Below are 21,783 nucleotides of genomic sequence, written 5' to 3'. Positions count from 1 at the left end.
TCGACAATCCTACAGGCCTAGCTCCGCCTTCACCTTCGCCCAGCTGACGTATTTGAAATTCTGCGTGTCGGGCGCGTTGTCGCCGTCCTGCGCGACGAAGAGGCCTTGGCGGTAAGCCGGGCCGAAGTCGCCCAAGGCCAGCTCGATGCCATCGGTGTCGCTGGTGCCGTCGATCGTGCCTCCCCCGATGCGGAAGCGGCCGGCATAGGTCACGCCGGGCAGGCGGTAGACCGTATAGGCGCTGTCGCCCTGGCTCGAGACGATCAGATAGCCGCCGGTGCGTCCCTTGGGGGCGAGCGCCAGGCCCTCGGCGTCGGCGACGAGCGTCTTGCCGTCGACGCGCGCGATCGGGGTGGCGGTTGCGGGGGCGGCGGGGTCCGCGGCGAAGCGCCACAGGCCGACGTCTTCCTCGGCGACGTAGAGCGTGCCCGTCCGGTCGTCGACGACGCAGCCTTCCGCCTGCGTGCCGAGCTTCATGCTGCGCACCGTCGTCACGACGGGGGAGGGGCCCGACAGGTCGATGCGCACCTGGTCGATGCGGCCGTCCTTCAGCACGACGAAGCCGAACAGCGCCTTGTCCTTGGCGCGCGTCCACAGGCACATGCCATAGGCCTCGCCGGGGCCGACCGGGTAACGTCCCATCGGCACCAGTCGACGTGTCGACGTGTCGAGCGTGAACAGCGCGACATGCGCCTGTGTTACGTCCGCGCGGTCGCTCGCCACCGCAATCACGCGCCCCCCGACCTCGCGCAGGTCGACGTTGTTGAGCCGCGCGGCGGGGGTGAACGACACGCGCTTGCCCGCCATGTCGTAGACGTGGATGCCCGCCTTCTTGTCGGTGCCGATGACCAGGCTCTGCGCCGGGTCCTTGGCATTGCGCCAGATCGCGGGATCGTCCGCCGCGTCGTGCGCGGTGTCGACCGGATCGGTCTCGGCGCTCGCCGCAACGAGCGGCGCCTGCGTCAGCGGCGCCGCGGCCGGAACGCTCGCGCAGCCGGCGAGCAGCAGGGCGGGGAGGACGCTCCTCACAGCTTCACCCGCACGCCGGCGAAGATCGAATAGCCGAACTTCTCATATTCGTACGTCCGGAAGCGCTCGCCGAAATAGCGCACGCCCGGCGTGTTGGTGAGGTTCTTGCCCTCGGCGAACAGGTTGATGCCCTTCATCAGCTGCACGCTACCCGTCACGTCGAGCTGGCCGCGGCCTTCCCAATAGAGGTCGAGCGCGGGATTGTCGGCGTTGATCTCGTCCAGATAGTCGCTGCGCTTGGTATAGGCGACGCGCAGGTTCACCGGTCCGCGCTCGTAGAAGACGCTAGCGTTCCACATATGCGTCGACTGGCCGGGCAGCGCGAAGCGGCTGCGGCCCCCGTACGTGCCGTCGAACGTCGCATGGCCCTGCGTGTAGGTGTAGTTGGCGAAGACGCCGAGGCCGCCCAGCAGGCCGGGCAGGAACGACAGCTGCTGCTGCCAGTTCAGCTCGACGCCGTACAGCTCGCCCTTGCGCGCGTTGATCGGGCTGCTGAAGATCGCGGGCAGGCCCAGATACACGCCCTGCCGGTTGAGCGTGTAGCGATAGTCGGTCAGGTCCTTGTAGAAGCCGTTGACCGACACGACGCCCAGCGGCCGGATGTAATATTCCAGGCCCGCATCGACGTTGTTCGCCAGCGTCGGGTTGAGGCGCGGATTGCCGGACTCAACGCGGATCGTATTGCCCTCGGTCGTCTCGAGCACGCGCGGCGCGAGCTGCGGGAAGTTGGCGCGGTTGATCGCACGGCTGAGCGCGGCGCGCAGGATCAGGTTCGGCGTGAACGCCTGGCGCAATGTCAGATTGGGGAAGAAGTCGACATAGCCCGCCTTGCCGTTGGCGGTGACGATCGCACCGGTGCGCGACACGCTCGGCGCGCTCGACTGGAAGTTGGTCGTCTCGACGCGCAGGCCCGCGACCAATGTCGTGCCGCCGTTGACGTATTTCGTCATGCCGAACAGGCCGAGGATGCTTTCCTCCGCGGTGTAATCGGCGGTCAGCGACTGCGGCAGGCGGCGTTCCGACGTCGCCTTGGCCGCGTCGAAATAGGCATCGGCGAGGCCGGTGTCGAAGCGCTTGCCGAGATCATAGTCGAAGTTGCGCGACTCCTGATCAGACAACAGCCCGGCGAGCGTCTGGCTCGGCGCGGCGCTGCTGCGCCGATCGCGGAAGCGCTCCTCGTCGGCGCTGATGTGACGCTCGCGATATTTGCCGCCCGTCGACAGCGTGACATACTCGGCGATCGGCAGGTCGGTGCGGATGGCGACCGTCAGCTCGTCGTTCTTCGTCGTGTTGGACCGGAAGGCGTTCTCGCGGAAGGCGAAGGTGCCGGTCTGGAGATACTCTTTGCTGGTGAACAGCGAATAGCTCGGCAGATCGGCGTCGGCGAAATTGTACGAGAGCGTGGGGCGCAACGTCGAGCGGAACAGCAGCTCGTCGCGGCGCGGATAGGTCTGCGAAGTCTCGCTATACGCCACGTCGGCGCGGATCGTGCCGTCGCCCAGCCGCTGTTCCAGGCCGCCGGTAACGGTCCAGATCTCGTTCACCTGCTTCCTGTGGCGCACCTGCTTTTCGATACGCGTGTTGGTGTAGGTCGCGGTGCGATCGGTCGACCCCGCCTGCAACGTGCCCTCGCTCCACAGGATGCCGAGGCGGTCGCGGAATTCATCGTCCTGGAAGCGGGCATAGGTGCCGCGCACCCAGGCGTGCGTCGCGTCGGACGGGCGCCATTCGAACGCACCGGTGCCGGCGATGCGCTGGCGCTTGGTGTCGTAATCCTTGAACAGGGTTTCGGTGACGCGCAGGCCGGCGGGCGTCTGGCTCCACGTATTCTCGACATTGTCGGGGCGGCGGTGGGTCGAGGAATAGCTGCCCGACAGCAGCACGCCGAACTGGCGATCCTGGCCGAACGTGTCGCTGACCGCGGCCGATCCGCGATAGTCGTGGCCTTTGCCGAACTGGTTGTAGCTCATGCCGCCCATGCCGGTCAGCGCGAAGCCCTTGCGATCGAACGGCGAGCGCGTCGTGATGTTGACCGCACCCGCGATCGAATCCGCGTCTTGATAGGGGAGGAGCGACTTGGTCACTTCGAGGTTGGCGACGATGTCCGACGGGATCGTGTCGAGATCGACGGCGCGCGTCGTCGGGTCGACCGAGGGGATCTGGATGCCGTCGACCGAAATCGCCGACCATTCCGACGGCGCGCCGCGGACGTTGATGTAGCGGCCCTCGCCCTGGTCACGCTCGATGCCGACGCCCGGCGCGCGCTGCAGCGCCTCGGCGATATTGGGATCGGGGAAGCGGCCGATCGCATCCGCCGAGATGACGGTGATCGTATTGTCGGCGGTGCGCTGCTGGTTGAGCGCCCGCGCCGTATTGTCGACCAGCGACGCGCCGACGACGATGATGTCGCCCTCCCCGCCGCTCGCCGCTGGCAACGTGAACGACACGGCGCGACCGCGTTCGGCCGCAAGAACCGTGCGCGTCACCGGCGGACGGCCGAGATAGTCGATCAGCAAGGTGACGTCGCCGCTCGCATCCGGCGTCGCAACGGTGAACTCACCCTGCAAATTGGTCGTCGCCTGCGCGCCCGTGCCCTCGACGACGATGCGCGCGCCGGGCAGCGCGAGGCCGCTCGCGTCATAGATGCGGCCCGACACGATCGGCCCCTCGATCGGCGCCCCCGCCGGCGTGGCGGCGGGCGCATCGACCGAGGCGGCGAGCGTCGGCTGCGCGGCGAAACCGAGTGCGACAAGCGAAACCCCCGCAAGCGCGCGGACGGCCGGACGAATGGCGTGCATGATGCTCCCCCTGAGCGTGATGGCGCCGATGCTCCCCGCACCGGTCGTGTCGCCGCAGCCCGTGGCGGGGGATTGTTACGTGGGGATGGAGCCGGTGTTACGCTATCGTGACACTCCTCCTCACCGCGTCAGGTACATCGCGCGCAGCCGGCGGATCGTCGCGGCGTCGAGGCCGAGCTGATCGCGTTGATAGGCCGCCATGCCGCCGGGTTTGGCCGCGATCGCGGCGAAGGCGGCGTCGAGATAGGCGGGATCGACGCCCATCAGCGCGCTTACCACGTCGGCGGGCAGGGCTTTCGTCCAGGCGGCCGCGTTCGGATCCTGGCGGGCGGCGCGGGCGGGATCGAAATAGCGGTTGGAGAGCATATAATCCTGCATCACGGTCGCGCGCGGCACGCCCAGCACGGTGAGCAGCAGCGCCGCGGCGACGCCGGTGCGATCCTTGCCCGCCGAACAGTTGAACGCGAGCGGTGCGTGGTCCGCGGCGAGCTCGGCGAACATGCGGCGATAGGCGCCGGCGAAGCGGAAGGGCAGCTCCGCATAGGTGTGCGTCATGATGCTGCGCGCCTTGGCACCGTCGAGCTTCGGGTCGGCGAGGGCACGCATGTCGCCGGTCATGTCGTAATCGTCGGCGAAGACCGCGGGCTTATGCGCCTCGGGCCAGGCGACCGGCGCCTTGGCGCGCTCGCGCGTGTCGCGCAGGTCGCAGACGGTGACGAGGCCGCGCTTGGCCAGCGCCGCAAAGTCCGCCGGGGTCAGCGCGTTCATCGCGCCCGAGCGGTAGAGCAGGCCCCATTTCACCGTCCGCCCGTCCGCGGTGCGATAGCCGCCGAGATCGCGGAAATTCTGCCCGCCCTGCAACGGCAGGACGCGTTCGTGCGGCACCTGCGGCGCGACGGGGGCGGGGATCTGCCGCGCGATCGCGAGCGTCGGGGCGAGGGCGAAGAGGAGGGCGAGATGGCGCATGGATCGTCCTGTAAGACATCTCCGTTCGCCTTGAGCCTGTCGAAGGGCGGCTTTCCGCGAGCGCAGCGCCTGAAGCACGGCGCCCTTCGACAGGCTCAGGGCGAACGGACGATTGAAGGCGTCCGTGCTCCCGCACCGCGCGGGAGCACGGGGCGGCATCAGAACCGCACGTTCACTTCGGCGCCCAGCGTCCGTGCTTCGTTGAAGAAGCCGTAGGTGCCGAGCAGCGGGCTCAGCGCCCGGAAGAACAGATGCTGTTCGTTGAAGAGGTTGCGCGCCCAGATCGACACGCCCAGCGTCGCGCCGGTGCCGTTCAGCCGGATGTCGGTCAGCGCCAGGCGGCCGTTGACGACGAACGCACCGTCGCCCTTGGGCTGGCGCACGCCCGTCTGCGGATCGTTGTAATTGGCGTAGAAGCCGTCGTCGTAATTGCCGTCGAGGTGCACGCGGAAGGTGCTGCCGGTCAGCGGCAGTTCGTAATCGATCGCGCCGCTCGCCGCGTTGCGCGGGGTATAGACCGGATAGATGCGGATCGGCGTCGTCACCACCACGCCGTTGGTCTGCGGGAAGGGGTTCGACGTCGGCGGGATGTGGACATAGGTGAAGGCGTAGCTGGCGGTCAGCGTCAGGCCGTCCACCGGCAGCAGCGTGAAGTCGCCCTCCCAGCCCTTCAGGCGGCCGGTGCCGGGCGCGTTGGTCGTCTCGGTCGTGGTGCGCGTGGTGTTGAGCAGCACCCGCTCGCCTTTGTCATTGGTGACATATTGCTGGTAATTGGCGCTGAAATCGATCTGGATGTCCTTATAGTCGCCGACATAGGCGGCGACGTTGAAGCGCGCCCGCCGATCCCAGAATTCCATCTTCGCGCCGGCTTCGAACATCGACACGGTTTCCGGATTGAACGGCGCATAGGTGAGCGAGCGCGAATTGGCGCCGCCCGACTTATAGCCGGTGCTCCACTTGCCATAGACATGGACGTCGCGCGTCAGGTCGGCGGCCAGCGTCACCATCGGGTCGATGCGCGACCAATGCGCGTTGAGGGCCCGCGGCGCCGACACGCCGTTGACGCTCGGCAGCGCGCCGTTGACGATGGTCAGTTCGCCATGCTTGGCATCGCGCGTCCAGCGCGCACCGCCCGTCAGATGCAGCCGGTCTTCGGCGAAATCGGGGGTCCAGGTCGCCTGGCCGAACACGCCGACGCTCTCGGTCGTCACATGGCTCGCGCGGTCGATGCGCTGGTCGGCGATGACGAGCGGGATCACACTCGCCGCGGTGCCGTCGGCGTTCCAGCGCATCGTGTTGAACGCCTGTGCATTGTCCTCCACCTTCTCGCGATAATAGAGCGCGCCGGCGAGGTAATGGAGCTGCGCCGTCTCGCCGATCGCCTGCACCTCTTCGCTGAACTGGTGCTGCTTGAAATAGGCGAGGCTGTATCGCGAGAAGGCGCCGTTCGGCGCATAGACCGAGGTGTTGGCGCTGCCATTGTCGAACTGCGACTGCGTCATCGCGCGATAGGCAGTGATCGACTTCAGCTCGAGGCCCGGCATGGCCTGCCAGTCGAGCGTCAGGCGATGGCCGTGCGTCTTGCCGATGCTGGGCTGCTGCGGCACGCCGACGGTCGCGGTACGCGCACGGGTCGGCTGCAGCGGCTGGGCGGGCGCGCGCGGCAGCGTGCCGGCGGTGATCGACTGGAGGTAGAGCGGCGTCGACGCGTCGTAGGACGTGTCGAACGCATAGTCCGCGCTGAAGCCCGTCACCGGCTTCCACAGCGCCTCGCCATGGAAGCCGCGGCGGTCGAAGGCGTTGAAGTCCGCCTGGCCCGACATCGGGTTCTTGACCAGCCCGCCGCGGCTGGTGACGATGCCGTCCAGCTTCACCGCGATATTGGCGAAGGCGGGCAGGTCGAGATGCGCCTCGCCCTTGTAACTGCCGTAATTGCCGATGCCGGCAGTGCCGTTGAAGCCGAATTCCCCCGTCGGCTTCTTGGTGACGATGTTGAGCGCGCCGCCTTCGGTGTTGCGGCCGAACAGCGTGCCCTGCGGGCCTTTCAGCACCTCGATGCTCTGTACGTCGTACAGCGCCGTACCCAGGCCCTGCGCACGGCCCAGATACACGCCGTCGATATAGACGCCAACGCCCTGGTCGCGCGCGGGCTGGTTGCTGTCGGCGAGCACGCCGACGCCGCGGATGTTCACGATCAGCGCCGAATTGCGCGAATAGAAGGGCGCGACCCGCAGGCTCGGGATCGCGCCGTCCTGCAGGTCGACCAGCGACTGGACGTGGCGGTTGCGCAGCGCGCTGTCATCGAGCACCGAAATCGCGATCGGCGTGTCCTGCAGGTTCGTCTTGCGCTTCTGCGCGGTGACGACGATGTCGGCGAGGCCGCCGGACTGGTCATCTTCCGCGGTGATCGTCGGCGCTGCGCCCGCCGCGGTGCTGCCGGCCGTCTGCCCCCAGGCCGTCCCGGCGCCCATGCCGATCAGTGCGATCGCCGCAGCCGACCGCAACAACATACCCATACGCGATACCATGATGTCCCCCCGTGTTCGTCGGGCGGCGCGCTAGACATGTCCGAAGACGACTGAGTTACATTTCGGAAACAGAACGAAGACACCGGGCCGATCGTGGCCTCGCTTCACCGCAGGCCGGGCACCCCGTGGGGGCCCATGCGTTCGGACAGGGCAGGGACGCGGGAGAGGATACGAACCCCATGCGGACATATCATCTGTTGCCGGTCGCGCTTGCCGCACTGGTGCTGGGCTGCGGCGAAGATGGCGGCAACGGCGGGCAGAGCGGCAGCGCGCCCACACCGACCCCGACACCCACCGCAACCGCCACGCCGACGCCGACACCCACCGTGACGGCGGTGAACCAGCGCGTCGTCGCCAGCTTCGACAACCCCTGGGCGATGGCGTTCCTGCCCGACGGGCGCGCGCTCGTCACCGAAAAGCCGGGGCGGTTGCAGCTCGTCACGCAGGCCGGCGCGAAGACGCAGGTGTCGGGCGTGCCGCGCGTCACCTATCAGGGACAATTGGGGTTGCAGGACGTCGTGCTCGACCCCGACTTCGCCAACAATGCGCGGATCTGGCTGACCTATGCCGAGCCGGCGACCGGCGGGCAGCAGCTCGCCGTCGCGCGCGCGACGTTGGTGTCCGGCAGCACGCCGCGGCTCGACGACGTGACGGTGGTGTGGCGCGCGACGCCGGCGACGACGGGCGGGCAATTGGGCGGGCGGATCGCCTTCGCACCCGACGGGCGCACGATGTTCGTCAGCACCGGCGAGCGCCAGCAATTCACCCCCGCGCAGGACCCGGCGGGGACGCTCGGCAAGATCGTGCGGATCAACCTCGACGGCAGCGCCGCGTCGGGCAATCCCTTCGCTTCGGGTCCGAAGCCGGAGATTTGGACGCTCGGCCATCGCGACCCCTACGGCCTCGTCTTCGCCAGCGACGGGCGATTGTTCGAATCCGAAATGGGGCCGGCGGGCGGCGACGAGTTCAACCTGATCCAGGCGGGCAGGAACTACGGCTGGCCCAAGGTGTCGGAGGGCGACAATTACGACGGCACGCCCATCCCGCGCCACAGCACCAACACCGCTTATACCGCGCCCTTGGTCAGCTGGACGCCGGTAATCGCGCCGGGCGGGATGATCCAGTATCGCGGTAACGCATTCGCAGGCTGGACCAGCGACTTCCTCCTCGCCGGTCTCGCACAACAGGGCCTAGTCCGTGTCCGCGTCACCGGCGACACCGCACGCGAGGTCGCCCGCATCGGGTTGGGCAGCCGTACGCGCGAGGTGGAGGAGGGGCCGAACGGCTCGCTCTGGGTGCTGCGCGACGGCGACAACGGTGCGCTAGTGGAGCTGACGCCGCAGTAGTTTTGGTTCGCGCGAAGACGCGAAGACGCCAAGAGGGCTCGCATGCCGCGCCGCATGCGCGTTCCATGCATGCAGAGTATCAGGACACGACGGCCGCGCCGCAGCGCAACACCTTCGCGTCTTCGCGTCTTCGCGTGAAATACCTAATGACGCTACGCGTCGCATAGCCGACATGTCGACACCCCGACATGTCAACTGATCCCAAACCCCGCAGCGGTGAAGCGCAACGCCTCGCTGCGCATCTCGCGCGTCGCGATCAGGCCGTCATGCGTAGCGAGGAACGCCCAGCTCGAATGCGGAGCAGGGGGCGGCACCAGAGCGGCGGGGTCGAGCACCGCGACGTTGATCCCCGGCGCCCGCGCAGACGGCGCCCGCAGCGCCCCCATGCCGGCGACCCGCGCGGCTGCGGCAAGCGCCTGTGTCGCCGTATAATCGGCCGGGTGGGTCCAGCGGCCCGCGGGCGTGTCGAACGGCGCCTGCGTCAGGTCGAGCGTGCGGTTGCTCGCGACAAGGACCGCGAAGGCCGACATCGGCGTCGGCGTGCGCGGCCGGCGGAAACCCGGCGAACGCGAAAAGGCGACGAGCCGCCAATAGGCCGTCTCGGCGACCGCGGTCGCGATATCCTCCGCCGCGTAGAAGATGCCGGGCAGCACGTCGGAGCCGCGGAACCGCGACGGCCGCCCCAGGCCGTACCGGAACGGCGCGGCGAGCAGCCAGGGCAGGCGCTGCGCGGCAGGTGGCAGTGCTGGCTTGACGTCATCGGCCAGCGCCTCGAGCAACGCCTGGTCCGCGGCGCTGTCGGCGAGGCGGTTGGTCGCGATGCGGTGCTGCCCCTCCACCATGCGGATCACCCGCCCACGATAGGGGCGGGCGTGATCGGAAAGCGCTTCAGACACGCGCACGCAGCGCATCGACATAATCGCTGGTACGCAGCAGCCCGCGCACGCTCGCGATCAGCTCGAGCGGCGCCGCGCCCAGATCGAGGTTCGGCGTCACCAGCCACGATCGCGCCGCCTCGTCGTCCTGCCCCAGCCAGCTGTCGAGCGAACGGAACAGGCGAAGCAGGTGTTGCGCCAGTTCGAACGACTTGCTCCCCGCCTCCAGCCGATAGCTGCCCCCCCGCAGCCGCGACACGGTCGGCGCCGACAGGCCAAGGATCGCCCCCAGCCGCGCATTCGACAGCTGCCAGAACGTCGCGATCCGCGCGATCGCCTCGCTCAGCACACGCGGCGCATCGGGATCGAGGGAGGGCAGGGCGGTCGCCATAGTCATATCTCCTCCAGAACGATATAGGGTAAATTCGTTCACAGGAAAAGAAGTACCAAGCGGATATATCAGCTGTGGCGATAATGCCACCATGGCGCAAAACCTGTGCGCCGTACCGGCAAGCCCATTGCCATGCTTGGCAAAATGACAAGAGTGTCACCGACATAAGACGGACGCCGCAGCGTCCGATCCGGGGGAATCTATATGGCCGTGAAGTCGTATCGTGCGTCGTTGCGTTTGGCGTTGTCCGCTCTGGCTCTGGGGACGGTGCTCACCGCGCTGCCGGCCACCGCGCAGACCCGCACTCCCCCGCCTCCACCGTCGGGCGGCTATTATATGGCCAACGGCACGCGCACGACCGACTATAACGCCGCCCTCGCCTCGTGGCGCAACGACGCGCAGTTCAAGGTCGATTATTCGAAGGCGTTCATGGGCATGGAATATGCCTATGTCCTGGGTCTCAACGGCGCCGGGCAGACGGTCGGCGTCAACGATGGCGGTGTGCTGTTCAGCCATCCCTCCTTCTCCGGCACCGGCAAGATCACCGGCCTGCGCACCGCGGCCCCGTCCAGCTATGGCAACGACGGCCAGATCAACCCGCGCACGCCGTGGAGCTACCATGGCACGCACGTCGCCGGCACCGTTGCGGGCAACCGCGCCGCCAATGGCGTGATGTTCGGCAATGCCTATGGCGCCAACATCCTGGCCGCGACGATCAACTTCTCGGCCGGCGACTTCCTGTGGGCGCGCGACGTCGGCATCGACGGCTCGACGACGGTCTCGGCGCCGCGCCAGAACATCGTTGACCTCGCCAACACCGGCAAGGTGCGCATCATCAACAACAGCTGGGGCGTCAGCACCTCGGCGCCCTACACGCTGTCGCTGGCGCAGGCGCGGTCGACCTTCGCGCAGACCCTCAACGGCTTCTACGACCCCGTCCTCAAGAACGACGTGCTCGTCGTCTTCTCGGCCGGTAACGACGCGGGCGCACATGCCAGCCTCGATGCGGTGACGCCGCTCAACGACCTGCGCCTGCGTTCGAACTGGCTGTCGGTGGTCAATTACCAGGCCAGCGGCAATGCCGATCCCAGCTCCAGCCTGTGCGGCCAGACCGCGACCTGGTGCGTCGCCGCGCCGGGCAGCCAGATCGTCTCGACCTTCAATGTCACGACGCTCGATCGCGCCGGGATCCAGGCCAAGTACACGCGCGCCATGTATCCGACGATCTACAGCGCCGCGACGCTGAGCGCGCTGCAGAATGCCGCGGTCAACGCCTGGATCAACGTCCTTAACGGCTATCTCAACCGCCAGTTCGCCGCGCAGCAGGCCGGGACCAAGTTCGATCTGGATGCGGAGAGCACCTTCCTCGCGCAGCAAGCGGTCGGCATCACGCTCGCCTATGGCGCGCGCTTCACCAGCGCCGATCCCGACGGCTACACCAGCCGTATCGCCGGCATCGTCTCGGCCAACACCGACATCCTCGGCGTCGATTTCTCGAAGCTCGTGCTCACCAAGGCCAATGCGCAGTTGCAGGCCGACATGAAGCAATACCTGACCATCACCGGCCCGGGCTATGGCGTGCTGACCGGCACGTCGATGGCGGCGCCCAACGTGTCTGGCTTCGCGGCCGTGCTGATGAGCCGGTTCCCGAACTACAATACCGGCCTCATCTCCGACATCCTTGTCTCGAGCTCGAAGGATCTCGACACGCCGGGCGTCGACCTGAAGTCGGGCTGGGGCGCCCCACAGATGGACGTCGCGCTGGCCGGCCCCACTGCATTGCGCCAGACGCGTGAGGTCAACGTTGCGACAGGTGGCATCGACATCTGGAGCAACAACATCCAGGACGCGCGCGACCGCTATTCGGCCGAAGTGCTGGCGAGCTTCCCTGCTGACATCGGCGGCCTCACCAAGCGCGGCGGGGGCGAGCTGATCCTGACGGGCAGCAACAGCTACAGCGGCGCGACCCGCGTCGAACAGGGCACGCTGACCGTCAACGGCGCGCTGACGCGTTCGGCGCTGACCGCGATCGGGGGCGGCACCATCGGCGGCACCGGCAGCCTCGCCTCGCTGACCGCGGCGAGCGGCGGCATCGTCGCGCCGGGCAACGTCGGCGCGATCGGCACGCTCACCGTCACGGGCACCACCACCTTCGCGGCCGGCAGCCAGTATCTGGTCGACGTCGGCCTGCCTGGCACGTCGGACCTGATCGCCACCAACCGCGCGGTGCTGAGCGGCGGCACGGTGACGCTGCGGCCGACCGCACGCGATCCGCGCTTCGGCGACAGCTACACGATCCTGATCGCCAGCAACGGCGTCACCGGCACGTTCGGCGACACCACGTCGTTCAGCGCGATCCTGTACCCGCTGCTCAGCTACAGCTCGACCGCGGTCACCGCGAGCGTCGCGGCGCGCCCGTACACCAGCGTCGTCGCCAACACGCCGGTGCAGATGGCCTATGCCCGCCTGCTCGATGGCAACCGCTCGGCCGCGTACAATTCGCTGCTGGGCATCTACGGCGGCCTCGACCTCCAGTCGGCATCGACGATCCAGGCGACGCTGGAAAGCCTGGCGCCGCGCGCCGAGACGACCAAGCGCGCGATCGGCACCGTCGCGACCGACAATATGGCGCGCTTCTATCGCGAGCGCATCTCGGCGATGGCGCCCGAGACGTTCCAGGGCGGTTCGATCGCGATGATCGGCAAGCCGATGGAATTCGCCGCCAACGAGATCGCGATGCCGGGCCAGGCCGCGATGGTCAGCGACACGCCGGCGACGACGCTGCAGGAAAACGTCCTGCCGGAAAACGCCGCAGTCTATCTGGCGGGCGGCTATCTCGACGGGTCGAGCGCATCGATGCCCGGCACGGTGCCGCAGACCGGGCGTGACCGGTTCGACGGCTTCTACGTCGCGGCGGGGATCGAGGCAAAGGTCGACGACACCAGCATGCTGGGCTTCGGCTTCTCCTACACCAAGATCGACGGCAAGCCGAACGCCGGCCAGACCGCGCGCGGCGAGCTGATCCAGGGCACGCTGTACGGCCGCATCGGTGGCTCGCTCGGCCCCTCGCTCGACGTGCAGACCAGCGCCGGCGTCTATCAGTCGCGCACCCGCCGCACCGGCACGTTCCTGGGCACCGCATTCGACCTGCGCGCCCGCGACAACGCGCTGGCGCTGTCGAGCGAAATCGGCGCGACCTACAACGCCGGCAGCGAGGCGCTGCGCTTCGGCCCGCGCGTCGCGGTGCGCACCAACCGCATCGACTTCACGCCGACCGCGGAAACCGGCACCGGCCCGGCGCTCGCCACGTCGAAGGACAGCTATCGCAGCATCCAGGCCCGCGCCGGCCTGCAGCTCGACGGCAATGCCCAGGGCCTGCGCCCGTTCGCTTCGGCCTATTACGTCCACGACTTCCAGGACCGGTCGAACGTATTCCTGGCGGGCTTCGCCGGCGGCACTCCGCTGCGCACCCCCTTCGCGGTCGCGAACCAGGACCGCGACTGGGGCGAAGTGTCGGCGGGCCTGTCGTACCGCACCGGCAACGCGACGCTGTCGCTGTCGGCCGATACGACCTTCGAACGCAGCGACGTCCGCAATCAAGCCTATCGCGGCGGCCTGAAGCTGTCGTTCTGATCGAACGCGACACGGCATGACAGGGGCGGCGGATCGACGGATCCGCCGCCCTTTGTCGTTTGGGGCCTGCCGCGACACCCGCCTTGGAATGGCATAAAATCAGAACGTCGCCGTCGTTCGACGCACTGACTTGCTGCCATCACGCGCGATGCCTATCATTTTGCCGGTTACAATCCGGCAAAATGCGGAGCACAGGCATGAGTGCGGTAGAACGGATACAGACTCTGCTGGGGGGCGAGGCGAACACGGGGCCGCTGCACAGCGAGCGCGACGTGATGCGGCTGGTCCGTCGCGGCCTGCCGACTCAGGCCGTCGATCATTTCCTGCGCGCCTCCCGGCTGACGTTCAGCGTGCTCGACCCGCAGATCCTCAACCGGCGGACCTTTAAGCGACGCCAGGACGCGGCCCAGCCGCTCGATCCGGCAGAGTCCGACCGGATCGTGCGCGTGGTGAGCGTAGTCGCCGCGGCCGAGGAGACGTTCGCCGACCCGGACAAGGCGCATGCCTGGCTGACGCGCGAAAATCGCGCGCTCGACGGCGAAACGCCGCTCGCGATGACCGACACGGATCAGGGCGCGCGCGCCGTGGAGGCGCTGCTGGGGCAGATCGCGCACGGCCTCGCAGCGTGATCGTCCATCGCCTGTGCAAGGCAGCGCATGCCGCGCTGGACGGCGAGGGCGCGCGTATGTGGGGCGGACGGTGGAATTCGCCGGGACGGGCGATGGTCTATACCGCCGCCACGCCGAGCCTCGCGGTTCTGGAGGTGCTGGTCCACCTCGACCTGCCGCCCGATCTCATCCCCGACGACATGGTGTTGCTGGCGATCGACGTCCCAGATGACGCGACGCTCCACAGCTTGGACAGCACGCCGACGGATGCCGATGCCTGTCGGCAGGCGGGGGACGCCTTCCTCGACGCCAGCCAGGCGCTGGGCCTGCGTGTGCGCAGCGTCGTCGTGCCGCAAGAGGCGAACCTGCTGCTGAACGTGCGCCACGCGGACATGACGCGGGTGAGGGTGGTCGGGACGGACTCGTTCCGCTTCGACCCGCGCTTGCTTCGCTGACGCAAGGCGGGGCGATCCAGTCAGCCCCCGCTCATCGATGATCAAATAGACCGCTTGAGGAGCCGCCCATGCCCGTCGCCCTGCTGACCGCCCTCGCGCTGACCCGGGCCGATCCCCTGCTGACGACCCTCCCGGCGCGTTTCTATAACCGCCCCGGCGCCAGTGTCGCGACCCGCGACGCCGACCTCGCCCGCTGCCTGGCGATCGCCACCCAACCGATGGCCGATACCGGCCCGGCGGTGGTCAAGGACCGCAGGCTCACGCCCCCGATAGGCACCGCCCAAGACGTACCGCCCGTCACACCGGACGACCCGATCGAAACCTGCATGAGCAACCGCGGCTGGCGACTCTACGCGCTGACGCGACGCGAGCAGACGGCGTGGGCACGACTGTCCGCGCCAGCCCGCGCGCGCCTTGCCGACACGCTCACCGGTGCCACGCAACTACGCTGGGGACGCCTCGTCCGCCCGGCATCGCGCCTGCGACTGAACGGGGGCAGCCTGAAACACTAGCGATGACCGCCCGCCCGCTGATCACAGGCCTAGCGCTGCGTATCAGCAGGCAGGGCGGGCGACATGGTGATCGTGCAGGGCAGGGGCTTACGCGCCTTGTCCGCGCGCTTGCGGCATGCCTCCAGAGTGTTCCGATTAGCGGTGACGATCCGGTCGCCCGCCGCGATATTCGCGAACGCCTTGGGCCCGGCGCTCCGCATCATGCGCTGTCCGCCCTCCCACATCGGCATGGCGAGCGTGCGCGCCGCCATCTTCTCGGGCCATTGCCAGCCCGCGGGGACGGCACGCGCGACGATGCCGGCGAATACCGCCCATACGATCATGCCGACGACGATCCCGCCGATCGCGGTCCACGCGAGCCAGCGGTTCTGCTCGTCACTGCGCCGTGCCGAGACGGTGACGGCTTGCAAGGCACGCGTCGCATCGCGTAGCTCGCCGGCTGCGGTCTTCACTGCCTGCCGGTCCTCGGCGACAGCCCCGGTGATCCGGGCGGCGACCTGACGTGCGACCGTCTCTTCCTCCGTTGCCTTCCGCAAGATTTCCGCGCGCTGGTAGGTGGCGGTCGCAAGCTTCGTGATCTGCCCCAGCGTCTCGCTATAGTCGGGCGGTTCAGGCCGATCGTCACGCGCCGCGATCCCTTCGATCGCGCGCCGGAGCAACGCCAGTTCGCCGCGTACGCCTTCGAACGCTTCCGCCGCGGCATCCCGTTCGTATTCGCCCTCGTCCATGTTGCCCCCTCTTTCCGCACGACGGCACGAAACCCTACCGGCTCATACCCCGGTCGCGGTTCCGGCCCGGTTCGATCGATCGCATCAGCGCGTCACCGATCGAGCGCTCGCGTTGCATGTCCAGCTCCAGCTCCGATGCGCGACGGCGCAGCGCGGATTCGAGCTGCGGATCGCGGGCGAGCCCGGCCGCTTCTGTCTCCATCCGCGCCTGCACCCGTTCGGCGCCGGCGCTGTCGCCGCTTCGCTCGAGCCCGGCACGCTGCCGCTGCATCGCCTGCCAGCCGGCGACGAACCGATCAGCGCGTGCCTCAGGATCGAGCCGCACACGCTGTTCCTCGGCCATCGCCCGCACCGCCCCATCCGTATGGCCGCTCACCGCCTGATCGATCAGCCCAGGCTCGCGCTGCATCGCGGACGCAAGGTCGCGAGCGGCATAGGGGCGGATCGCATCCAATGCCGCAATCGCGCGCCGTACCGCAGTGTCCTGATGCGGCAGCACCGGCAGGTCCCGTGCCTGCATCCGCCGCACGTCGGCCGCAACGCGGGCATAGTCACGGATTGCCTTGGCTTGGTCAGGACGGTCGGTGCCGATCGCCGCTCCGTCACGCTCGACCGCAGGCTTCGGCCGGAACCCCGCGAACATGCCGCGCGCGCCATCCCGAACCATGTCGCGCACCTTCTCCACCATCTGGCGTGTGCGTTCCGGGAATCGGATTTCGCGCCGATCGGCGAAGGCGCGGGCATGGTCCTGTTCGCTGCGCTCGGGCGCATAGTCGCCCGCCATGTCCTTGCCGCGGTCGCGCGACAGCACACGCGCGAGCTTGCCCTGATCGGCAAAGTCGTCGCGGCCGTAATGGAGCTGCACGCCCTCGCGATGCCGCGACAGTCCGACATAGCCGCTGTGCCGGTCCATCCCGGGTGTCGCAAGAACATGCGCACAATCGACCGTCACGCCCTGCGATTTGTGGAAGGTCGCGGCATAGCCGTGATCGACCGCCGCATAATCCTTCGCCGCGAACGTCACCTCGCGCCCGCCGTCGAGCCGCACTGTCATGCCCTCCGGCGTGACGTGCGCGATCGTCCCCAGCGTGCCGTTCTTCACGCCCAGCGATCGCTCGTTGCGCAGGAACATGCACCGGTCGCCCGCGGCGAAGTCGCGATGCCCGCGGTCGGTCGCGAACGCCACGTCCTCGCCCAGCTCGCCGGTCATGCGAAGCCGGTCTCTCGCCTCCACGTTCAGCTGTCGGACCTCGGCATTGGTGTGGGTGAGGATGATGCGGGTCTGGTCGGGATCGGCCCGGCGTTGGCGATCCCAACTGTCGACCAGTTCGGCACGTGCAGCGTCGCGAGTGTCCACGGCATGGACCATGCCGTGCGCGGCATAGGCATTCAGCGCTTGCGGAGTACGGCCGGTCGCCAGCGCCCGCGTCGCTTCCTTCTGCCAGTCCTCGCGCTGCCGGCGAACCTGGGTGATCTCGGCTGCGCCATGCCGCTCGGCGATCGACCGGAACGCCGCGCCCGCCTCGATCGCCTGCAGCTGCTCGGGGTCACCGACCAGCACGACTTTCGCGCCTGCATCCCGGACATGGGACAGCACTCGCTCCATCTGGCGGGTGCCGATCATGCCGGCCTCGTCGACCACCAGCACGTCACGGGGTCCAAGCTGGTCACGCCCCTGCGCCCAGCCATGCTCCAGGCTGGCGATGGTGCGCGACGCAATGCCCGATCCGCCTTCCAGATTCTCGGCCGCGATCCCGGACAGCGCCGCACCGCGCACCTGATAGCCCTCGCGCTCCCACGCCTCGCGCGCGACGCCCAGCATCGCTGACTTACCGGTGCCGGCATAGCCGACGACCGACGCCAGCCCTTGCCTGGCCGTAATATGGTCGAAGGCGTCACGCTGCTCACCGGACAGCGTAAGCCCCCGCCGCTCCGCCGCCTCCAGCGCGCCGGCCCGCTGCCGCTCGGACACGCCATGCTCGCCACGCCGCGCCAGGTCATCGCCCACCTTTTCCAGCCGCGCCTCGGTCGCGATCATATCTCGGCTGGTGAACCGTTCCTGGTCGCGTCCGTCCTTGCCCAACGCCACCAGCTCGGAGCTGGCGCGTACCGCCGCCATCACCTGATCGAACTGCTCCTTGCCATCCGAATGCCGAAACACGAATGTCGCGAGGTCGCGGTTCGTAAAGGTCGACTGCTGCCTCGTGATGCCGTCCAGCGCATGGCGCGGATCGGCAATGATCTTCTCACCATTCTCCCGCGCGATGCGCCGGTGATCCTCAGCACGCTCGGCATCCTCGCCGCGATCCAGGCGACGCTTTCCTGCGGGTCCGATCTTGTGCTGCGGTTCCAGCTCAATGCCCTGATCGGCATAGGAGCGATGGTCGATCCGCGCCTCCAGCCCCAGCTCCGCCATGCGCTCGTTGACATGCGCCGCCCAAGCCTCGCGCCACACGTTCAGAAGCGCAGGGGCATTCCAGTCGCGGTTCTTCTGCCCGAAACCGTCCGGCCCAACGTCGCGCATCGACAGCATGACATGCGCGTGCGGCTTCGGGCTGCCGTCCTTCGCCTTGTCCCAATGCACGTTGAGGTCCGCGACCATTCCCCGGCAGACGAACTGCTCGGCCACGAAATCGCGGGCGAGCGCGATGCCCTGCTGCTCGTTCATCTCGCGCGGGATCGAGAACTCCACTTCACGAGCGAGCTGCGCATCCTTGCGCTTCTCGCCCGCCTCCACCTCGTTCCACAGCGTGACACGGTCGCGCAAACGCTCCGGTGCGCCCTGCGGCAACATCACCTCGGAATGAATGACGCCGGTCTTGTTCGAGAAATCGTGCGATCGTCCCAGTCGCTGATCGGGCAGCACGGAAGCGGAACGATAGGCGGCAGACGCCACGGCGCTGGAACCATTGGCGCGGCTGATGACCTTGGCGCTGAAATGATAGATCGCCATCGCGGCTATCATGATGCACGCTTCAGCGCACGTCGGCAACGACGTATAAGCGCGCACTCACGATCTGCTTCGCATCTCCTGACTGACTTGCTGGCTCTTTCCAATGCGTCCGGCTTTACCCTCACGCCCGGGACGGTAGGATATTGCCGATCGTTACGCGGAAGGGTGAGGCGATGCGGAAGGTTCGTGACTATGATGCCGAGCTTAAGGCGCTGGGCGACAAGGCTCGTGCGCTGAAGGCGAAGCGGATCGAACAGCTTGGTCAGCTCGTGACCGCAACCGGTGCCGATGCCCTCGATGCCGAAATCCTCGCTGGCGTGTTGCTCGATGCGATCGGATCGAAGGATGCGGACGTAAAGGAGGCATGGCGCGCAAAGGGCGCCGCCTTCTTTCAACGACGCGGGCGCAAGGGTGGTGGCGCTGCTACAAGCGACGGATCGGGCGCTGAGGCTGAACCACTCAGCAACGCTGCGGACAGAAGCAGCACACCGGCGAACGGATAGCAGGGGCTGGGTCCTGGCGCGTCGCGAACGCACCCGTCACCTGATCGAACTGGGTGGCCTCGTCCAAAAGGCCGGACTGGTCGATCTCACCGACGACGATCGCGCGACGATCTATGGCGCACTGCTCGACGTTGCGGCGCGGGGCCGGAGCGATGATGGCAGCTCTGTTCTGGCATTGTGGAAGCGGCGCGGGAAACGGGCGTTCGATGCCGAACAGGATGCGGACGATACGCCCGGGGGTGAGTCTCTATGACGCGTGACGATCTTACGGACGCGGCGACCAAGGTTCCGACGGTGACGCTTGGCTTCTGGGTCATCAAGAACTTGCCACGCCCCTCGGTGAAACGGGCGGCGATACCGCATCGATGAGCTGGCTCGGCGAGACGACACCGGATGCCGGTCAATCAGGGTTAAACGGTTATCTTCTCGGCACGGCAATCTTCGGGCTGTTGCTCGTCGGGCTGGTCTGGCTGCAGATCAGGGCGCGACGGTTCAACCCCTGGCTCTATTGGGCCACGATCATCGCCTCAACGACCGCCGGCACCACGCTCGCCGACTTCGCCACCCGTTCGCTTGGCATCGGCTATCCGGGCGGCTCGCTCCTGCTGCTGGGCTGCGTGCTTGCCTCGCTCCTTTCTTGGTATCGAACGCTGGGCAGCGTCGCGGTCGATACCGTTGTCGGACCGCGCGCGGAAACCTTCTACTGGATCACCATCACCCTGTCGCAGACCCTCGGCACCGCGCTCGGCGACTGGATCGCTGACGGCAGCCTCGGCTATTCCGGCGCTGCGCTGGTCTTCGGCGGGGCGCTGATTGTAATCGCCGTGCTCTATCTGCGCACTCAGGTTTCCCGCGTGATCCTGTTCTGGGCGGCCTTCATCCTGACGCGGCCACTGGGGGCGACGGTCGGCGATTTTCTCGACAAGCCAGTCACCAAGGGTGGGCTTGCGTTCAGCCGCCCGGTCGCCACCATCGTACTGGGCGTCACGATCGCGCTGCTTATCCTTGTGCTTCCCCAACGGGCAGGGCGGCATCCGGGCAAGCGATGATCTATCCGCAGACCTTGCTTCGACTGGAAGGAGAGGCGCCATGAGCGATTTCGATATCGAGGCGATCCGCGCCGAGGTGCGAACGATAGAATTCGTCCGCGGCACGCCGGCGCAAATCGCCCTATGGCAGGAAGACATGGCGGACTCCCGCGCCAATCTCGTGATCGAGGGCATGATCCCGACGCCCAACGACGATGCGTTTTTCGCCATGATGCTCGACGAAGGCGTGCCGCCGTCCCTCGTCTCGCAAATCCTGCTCCGGCTGCTCGACCATCCCGACGCCGATCGCTCGCTGCCGATCACGCCGATGGCAACGCAGTAAGGCCGCCCGCCGGGCGTCCGCATCACCGATCGCTGCGTCGCCATGTCGGACTGTCGACACATAGACACATGCGAGTCAGAGAAACCTTTGTCCGGCATGATCCTTGAACAGCTCGGCGTTGCGCACATAATCGGACAGGACCTGCACCGATTTATGCCGGCTGACCTCCTGCAGCTTGAAGATCGTCGCGCCCTGCGCCGCGCCTTCGGTGATGAACCCCGCCCGGAGCGAGTGCCCGCCGAACTGCGTCGGATCATATCCCGCCGCGGCGGCATGGGTCTGCACCAATCGCGCGATCGCTCGGTCGGACATGGCCGCGTCGGTCAACGCATCCTTGCGCGACAGCCGTCGGAACAGCGCCCCCTCGCCATGCCCGGCCGCCGCCATCCAGGCGAGCAGCAACGCCTTGGGACGGATTCGCGTGCCTTCGGGGATCGCGATCACTGCGCCTTCGCCGGCCCGATCAGTCTTCGAGCGCGCGATCGTCAGCCTCAGACCCTCGGGCACGATCCCGACATGCCCCACCTCCAGCGCCACGATCTCCGACCGCCGCAGGGCCGCCGCCATCCCGATCGCCAGGATCGCCCGATCCCGGACTGCGCGCAAACCGTCCCCCTCGATCGCGGCCAACATGTTCCGTAACGCCGTCGCGTCCGCCGGCGCCTTGCGGCGCTTCGCCCCGCCATGCTCGGCGCGGATGCCAGCCAGCACTTCGGCGAGGCGCCCCGCAGTCGGCAAGGCGGTCGGAGCGGGATAGCCCGCGGCCCGATGATGATGCCCGATCGCCGCGACGCGCCGATTGATCGTCGAGGGATTGAGCCCCGCCGTGGCCTGGTCACTCGCGAATACCGCCACGACATCAGGCGAGGCCGGCAAGGACGCCAACCCGTTCTCCTCGCACCAGACAGTAAAGATCGCCCAATCCGAATCATACGCTCGCCGCGTCGCGGTCGATCGAGCCGCCTTGGCATAAGCCGCCGCCCGCTCGATCTTGGCATCGAGGACCGCCGGTAACGCCGGCTGGAGAGGCATCGGTATTGCGAGCACTTGCCGGTCGTCACCGACGCCTGGGGCGATAGCATTGGGA

The 21,783-nt window shown here is 67.8% G+C and carries 17 protein-coding genes and 1 pseudogene; 9 read left to right on the top strand and 9 right to left on the bottom strand.

Annotation, left to right across the window (positions count from 1 at the left end; genetic code table 11):
- Positions 1–9: 9 nt before the first annotated feature.
- From ACP690_RS16180 to ACP690_RS16165, 4 genes are all read right to left on the bottom strand, one after another.
- On the bottom strand, positions 10–1,029 hold the full coding sequence (locus tag ACP690_RS16180; protein WP_426261638.1) for a phytase: 1,020 nt from the start codon (positions 1,027–1,029) through the stop codon (positions 10–12).
- Positions 1,026–3,827, bottom strand: coding sequence for a TonB-dependent receptor (locus ACP690_RS16175; protein WP_426261639.1), 2,802 nt, complete (start codon positions 3,825–3,827; stop codon positions 1,026–1,028). The genes ACP690_RS16180 and ACP690_RS16175 overlap by 4 nt, the downstream gene beginning before the upstream one ends.
- 120 nt (positions 3,828–3,947) lie before the next feature.
- A complete protein-coding gene (locus ACP690_RS16170) occupies positions 3,948–4,793 on the bottom strand; it encodes a tyrosine-protein phosphatase (protein ID WP_426261640.1) in 846 nt (281 codons plus the stop codon).
- 158 nt (positions 4,794–4,951) lie between these two features.
- Positions 4,952–7,309 carry a TonB-dependent receptor gene (locus ACP690_RS16165; RefSeq protein ID WP_426261641.1) on the bottom strand — a complete coding sequence of 786 codons (2,358 nt, stop codon included), beginning with the start codon at positions 7,307–7,309 and terminating at the stop codon, positions 4,952–4,954.
- A 191-nt stretch (positions 7,310–7,500) separates the two neighbouring features.
- On the opposite strand from ACP690_RS16165, the gene ACP690_RS16160 reads away from it, so the two are divergent.
- Positions 7,501–8,667, top strand: a complete 1,167-nt coding sequence (locus ACP690_RS16160) for a PQQ-dependent sugar dehydrogenase (protein ID WP_116795218.1) — start codon at positions 7,501–7,503, stop codon at positions 8,665–8,667.
- A 191-nt stretch (positions 8,668–8,858) separates the two neighbouring features.
- Here the strand turns inward: ACP690_RS16160 and ACP690_RS16155 are convergent, their stop codons facing one another.
- Complete coding sequence (locus ACP690_RS16155; RefSeq protein ID WP_426261642.1) at positions 8,859–9,569, bottom strand: RES family NAD+ phosphorylase; 711 nt, start codon at positions 9,567–9,569, stop codon at positions 8,859–8,861.
- Positions 9,556–9,933, bottom strand: coding sequence for an antitoxin Xre-like helix-turn-helix domain-containing protein (locus ACP690_RS16150; RefSeq protein WP_387425366.1), 378 nt, complete (start codon positions 9,931–9,933; stop codon positions 9,556–9,558). Before ACP690_RS16150 ends, ACP690_RS16155 begins: the two co-directional genes overlap by 14 nt.
- 204 nt (positions 9,934–10,137) lie before the next feature.
- Here ACP690_RS16150 and ACP690_RS16145 point away from each other — a divergent pair, with 204 nt between their 5' ends.
- The 4 genes from ACP690_RS16145 (at position 10,138) to ACP690_RS16130 (ending at position 15,141) form a co-directional block, all read left to right on the top strand.
- Positions 10,138–13,566, top strand: a complete 3,429-nt coding sequence (locus tag ACP690_RS16145; protein ID WP_426261643.1) for a S8 family serine peptidase — start codon at positions 10,138–10,140, stop codon at positions 13,564–13,566.
- A gap of 197 nt (positions 13,567–13,763) precedes the next feature.
- Positions 13,764–14,195, top strand: a complete 432-nt coding sequence (gene parS, locus ACP690_RS16140) for a type II RES/Xre toxin-antitoxin system antitoxin (protein ID WP_286165277.1) — start codon at positions 13,764–13,766, stop codon at positions 14,193–14,195.
- Positions 14,192–14,629 (top strand): RES family NAD+ phosphorylase, encoded by a 438-nt coding sequence (locus tag ACP690_RS16135; RefSeq protein ID WP_426261644.1) that lies wholly within the window; start codon positions 14,192–14,194, stop codon positions 14,627–14,629. Before parS ends, ACP690_RS16135 begins: the two co-directional genes overlap by 4 nt.
- 68 nt (positions 14,630–14,697) lie before the next feature.
- A complete protein-coding gene (locus tag ACP690_RS16130) occupies positions 14,698–15,141 on the top strand; it encodes a hypothetical protein (RefSeq protein ID WP_426261645.1) in 444 nt (147 codons plus the stop codon).
- A gap of 29 nt (positions 15,142–15,170) precedes the next feature.
- Here ACP690_RS16130 and ACP690_RS16125 read toward each other — a convergent pair whose 3' ends face one another.
- Together ACP690_RS16125 and traA are read right to left on the bottom strand one after the other, a co-directional pair.
- Positions 15,171–15,869, bottom strand: coding sequence for a DUF6118 family protein (locus ACP690_RS16125; RefSeq protein WP_116795224.1), 699 nt, complete (start codon positions 15,867–15,869; stop codon positions 15,171–15,173).
- A gap of 34 nt (positions 15,870–15,903) precedes the next feature.
- On the bottom strand, positions 15,904–18,822 hold the full coding sequence (traA, locus tag ACP690_RS16120; RefSeq protein ID WP_426261646.1) for a Ti-type conjugative transfer relaxase TraA: 2,919 nt from the start codon (positions 18,820–18,822) through the stop codon (positions 15,904–15,906).
- Between the two features lie 173 nt (positions 18,823–18,995).
- On the opposite strand from traA, the gene ACP690_RS16115 reads away from it, so the two are divergent.
- The 4 genes and pseudogenes from ACP690_RS16115 (at position 18,996) to ACP690_RS16100 (ending at position 20,696) form a co-directional block, all read left to right on the top strand.
- Entirely contained in the window at positions 18,996–19,325 is a 330-nt protein-coding gene (locus ACP690_RS16115) for a conjugal transfer protein TraD (RefSeq protein ID WP_116795191.1), read from the top strand.
- A gap of 13 nt (positions 19,326–19,338) precedes the next feature.
- Positions 19,339–19,578 (top strand): conjugal transfer protein TraD, encoded by a 240-nt coding sequence (locus ACP690_RS16110; protein ID WP_116795196.1) that lies wholly within the window; start codon positions 19,339–19,341, stop codon positions 19,576–19,578.
- Positions 19,575–20,374, top strand: a pseudogene (locus ACP690_RS16105) (hypothetical protein). Before ACP690_RS16110 ends, ACP690_RS16105 begins: the two are co-directional and overlap by 4 nt.
- Positions 20,375–20,414: 40 nt before the next feature.
- Positions 20,415–20,696 (top strand): hypothetical protein, encoded by a 282-nt coding sequence (locus ACP690_RS16100; RefSeq protein WP_116795192.1) that lies wholly within the window; start codon positions 20,415–20,417, stop codon positions 20,694–20,696.
- A gap of 75 nt (positions 20,697–20,771) precedes the next feature.
- On the opposite strand, the gene ACP690_RS16095 is transcribed toward ACP690_RS16100, so the two are convergent.
- The gene (locus tag ACP690_RS16095) at positions 20,772–21,728 is read right to left on the bottom strand and encodes a site-specific integrase (protein ID WP_286165248.1); all 957 of its coding nucleotides are present in this window, start codon (positions 21,726–21,728) and stop codon (positions 20,772–20,774) included.
- Positions 21,729–21,783 lie beyond the last annotated feature (55 nt).

This window comes from Sphingomonas sp. DC4900 (assembly GCF_049896485.1).
In the GTDB taxonomy this organism is placed as follows: Bacteria; Pseudomonadota; Alphaproteobacteria; order Sphingomonadales; family Sphingomonadaceae; genus Sphingomonas; species Sphingomonas aquatilis.
Note: the sequence above shows the minus strand (reverse complement) of the source record. Positions and strands in the feature narration are given on the sequence as shown.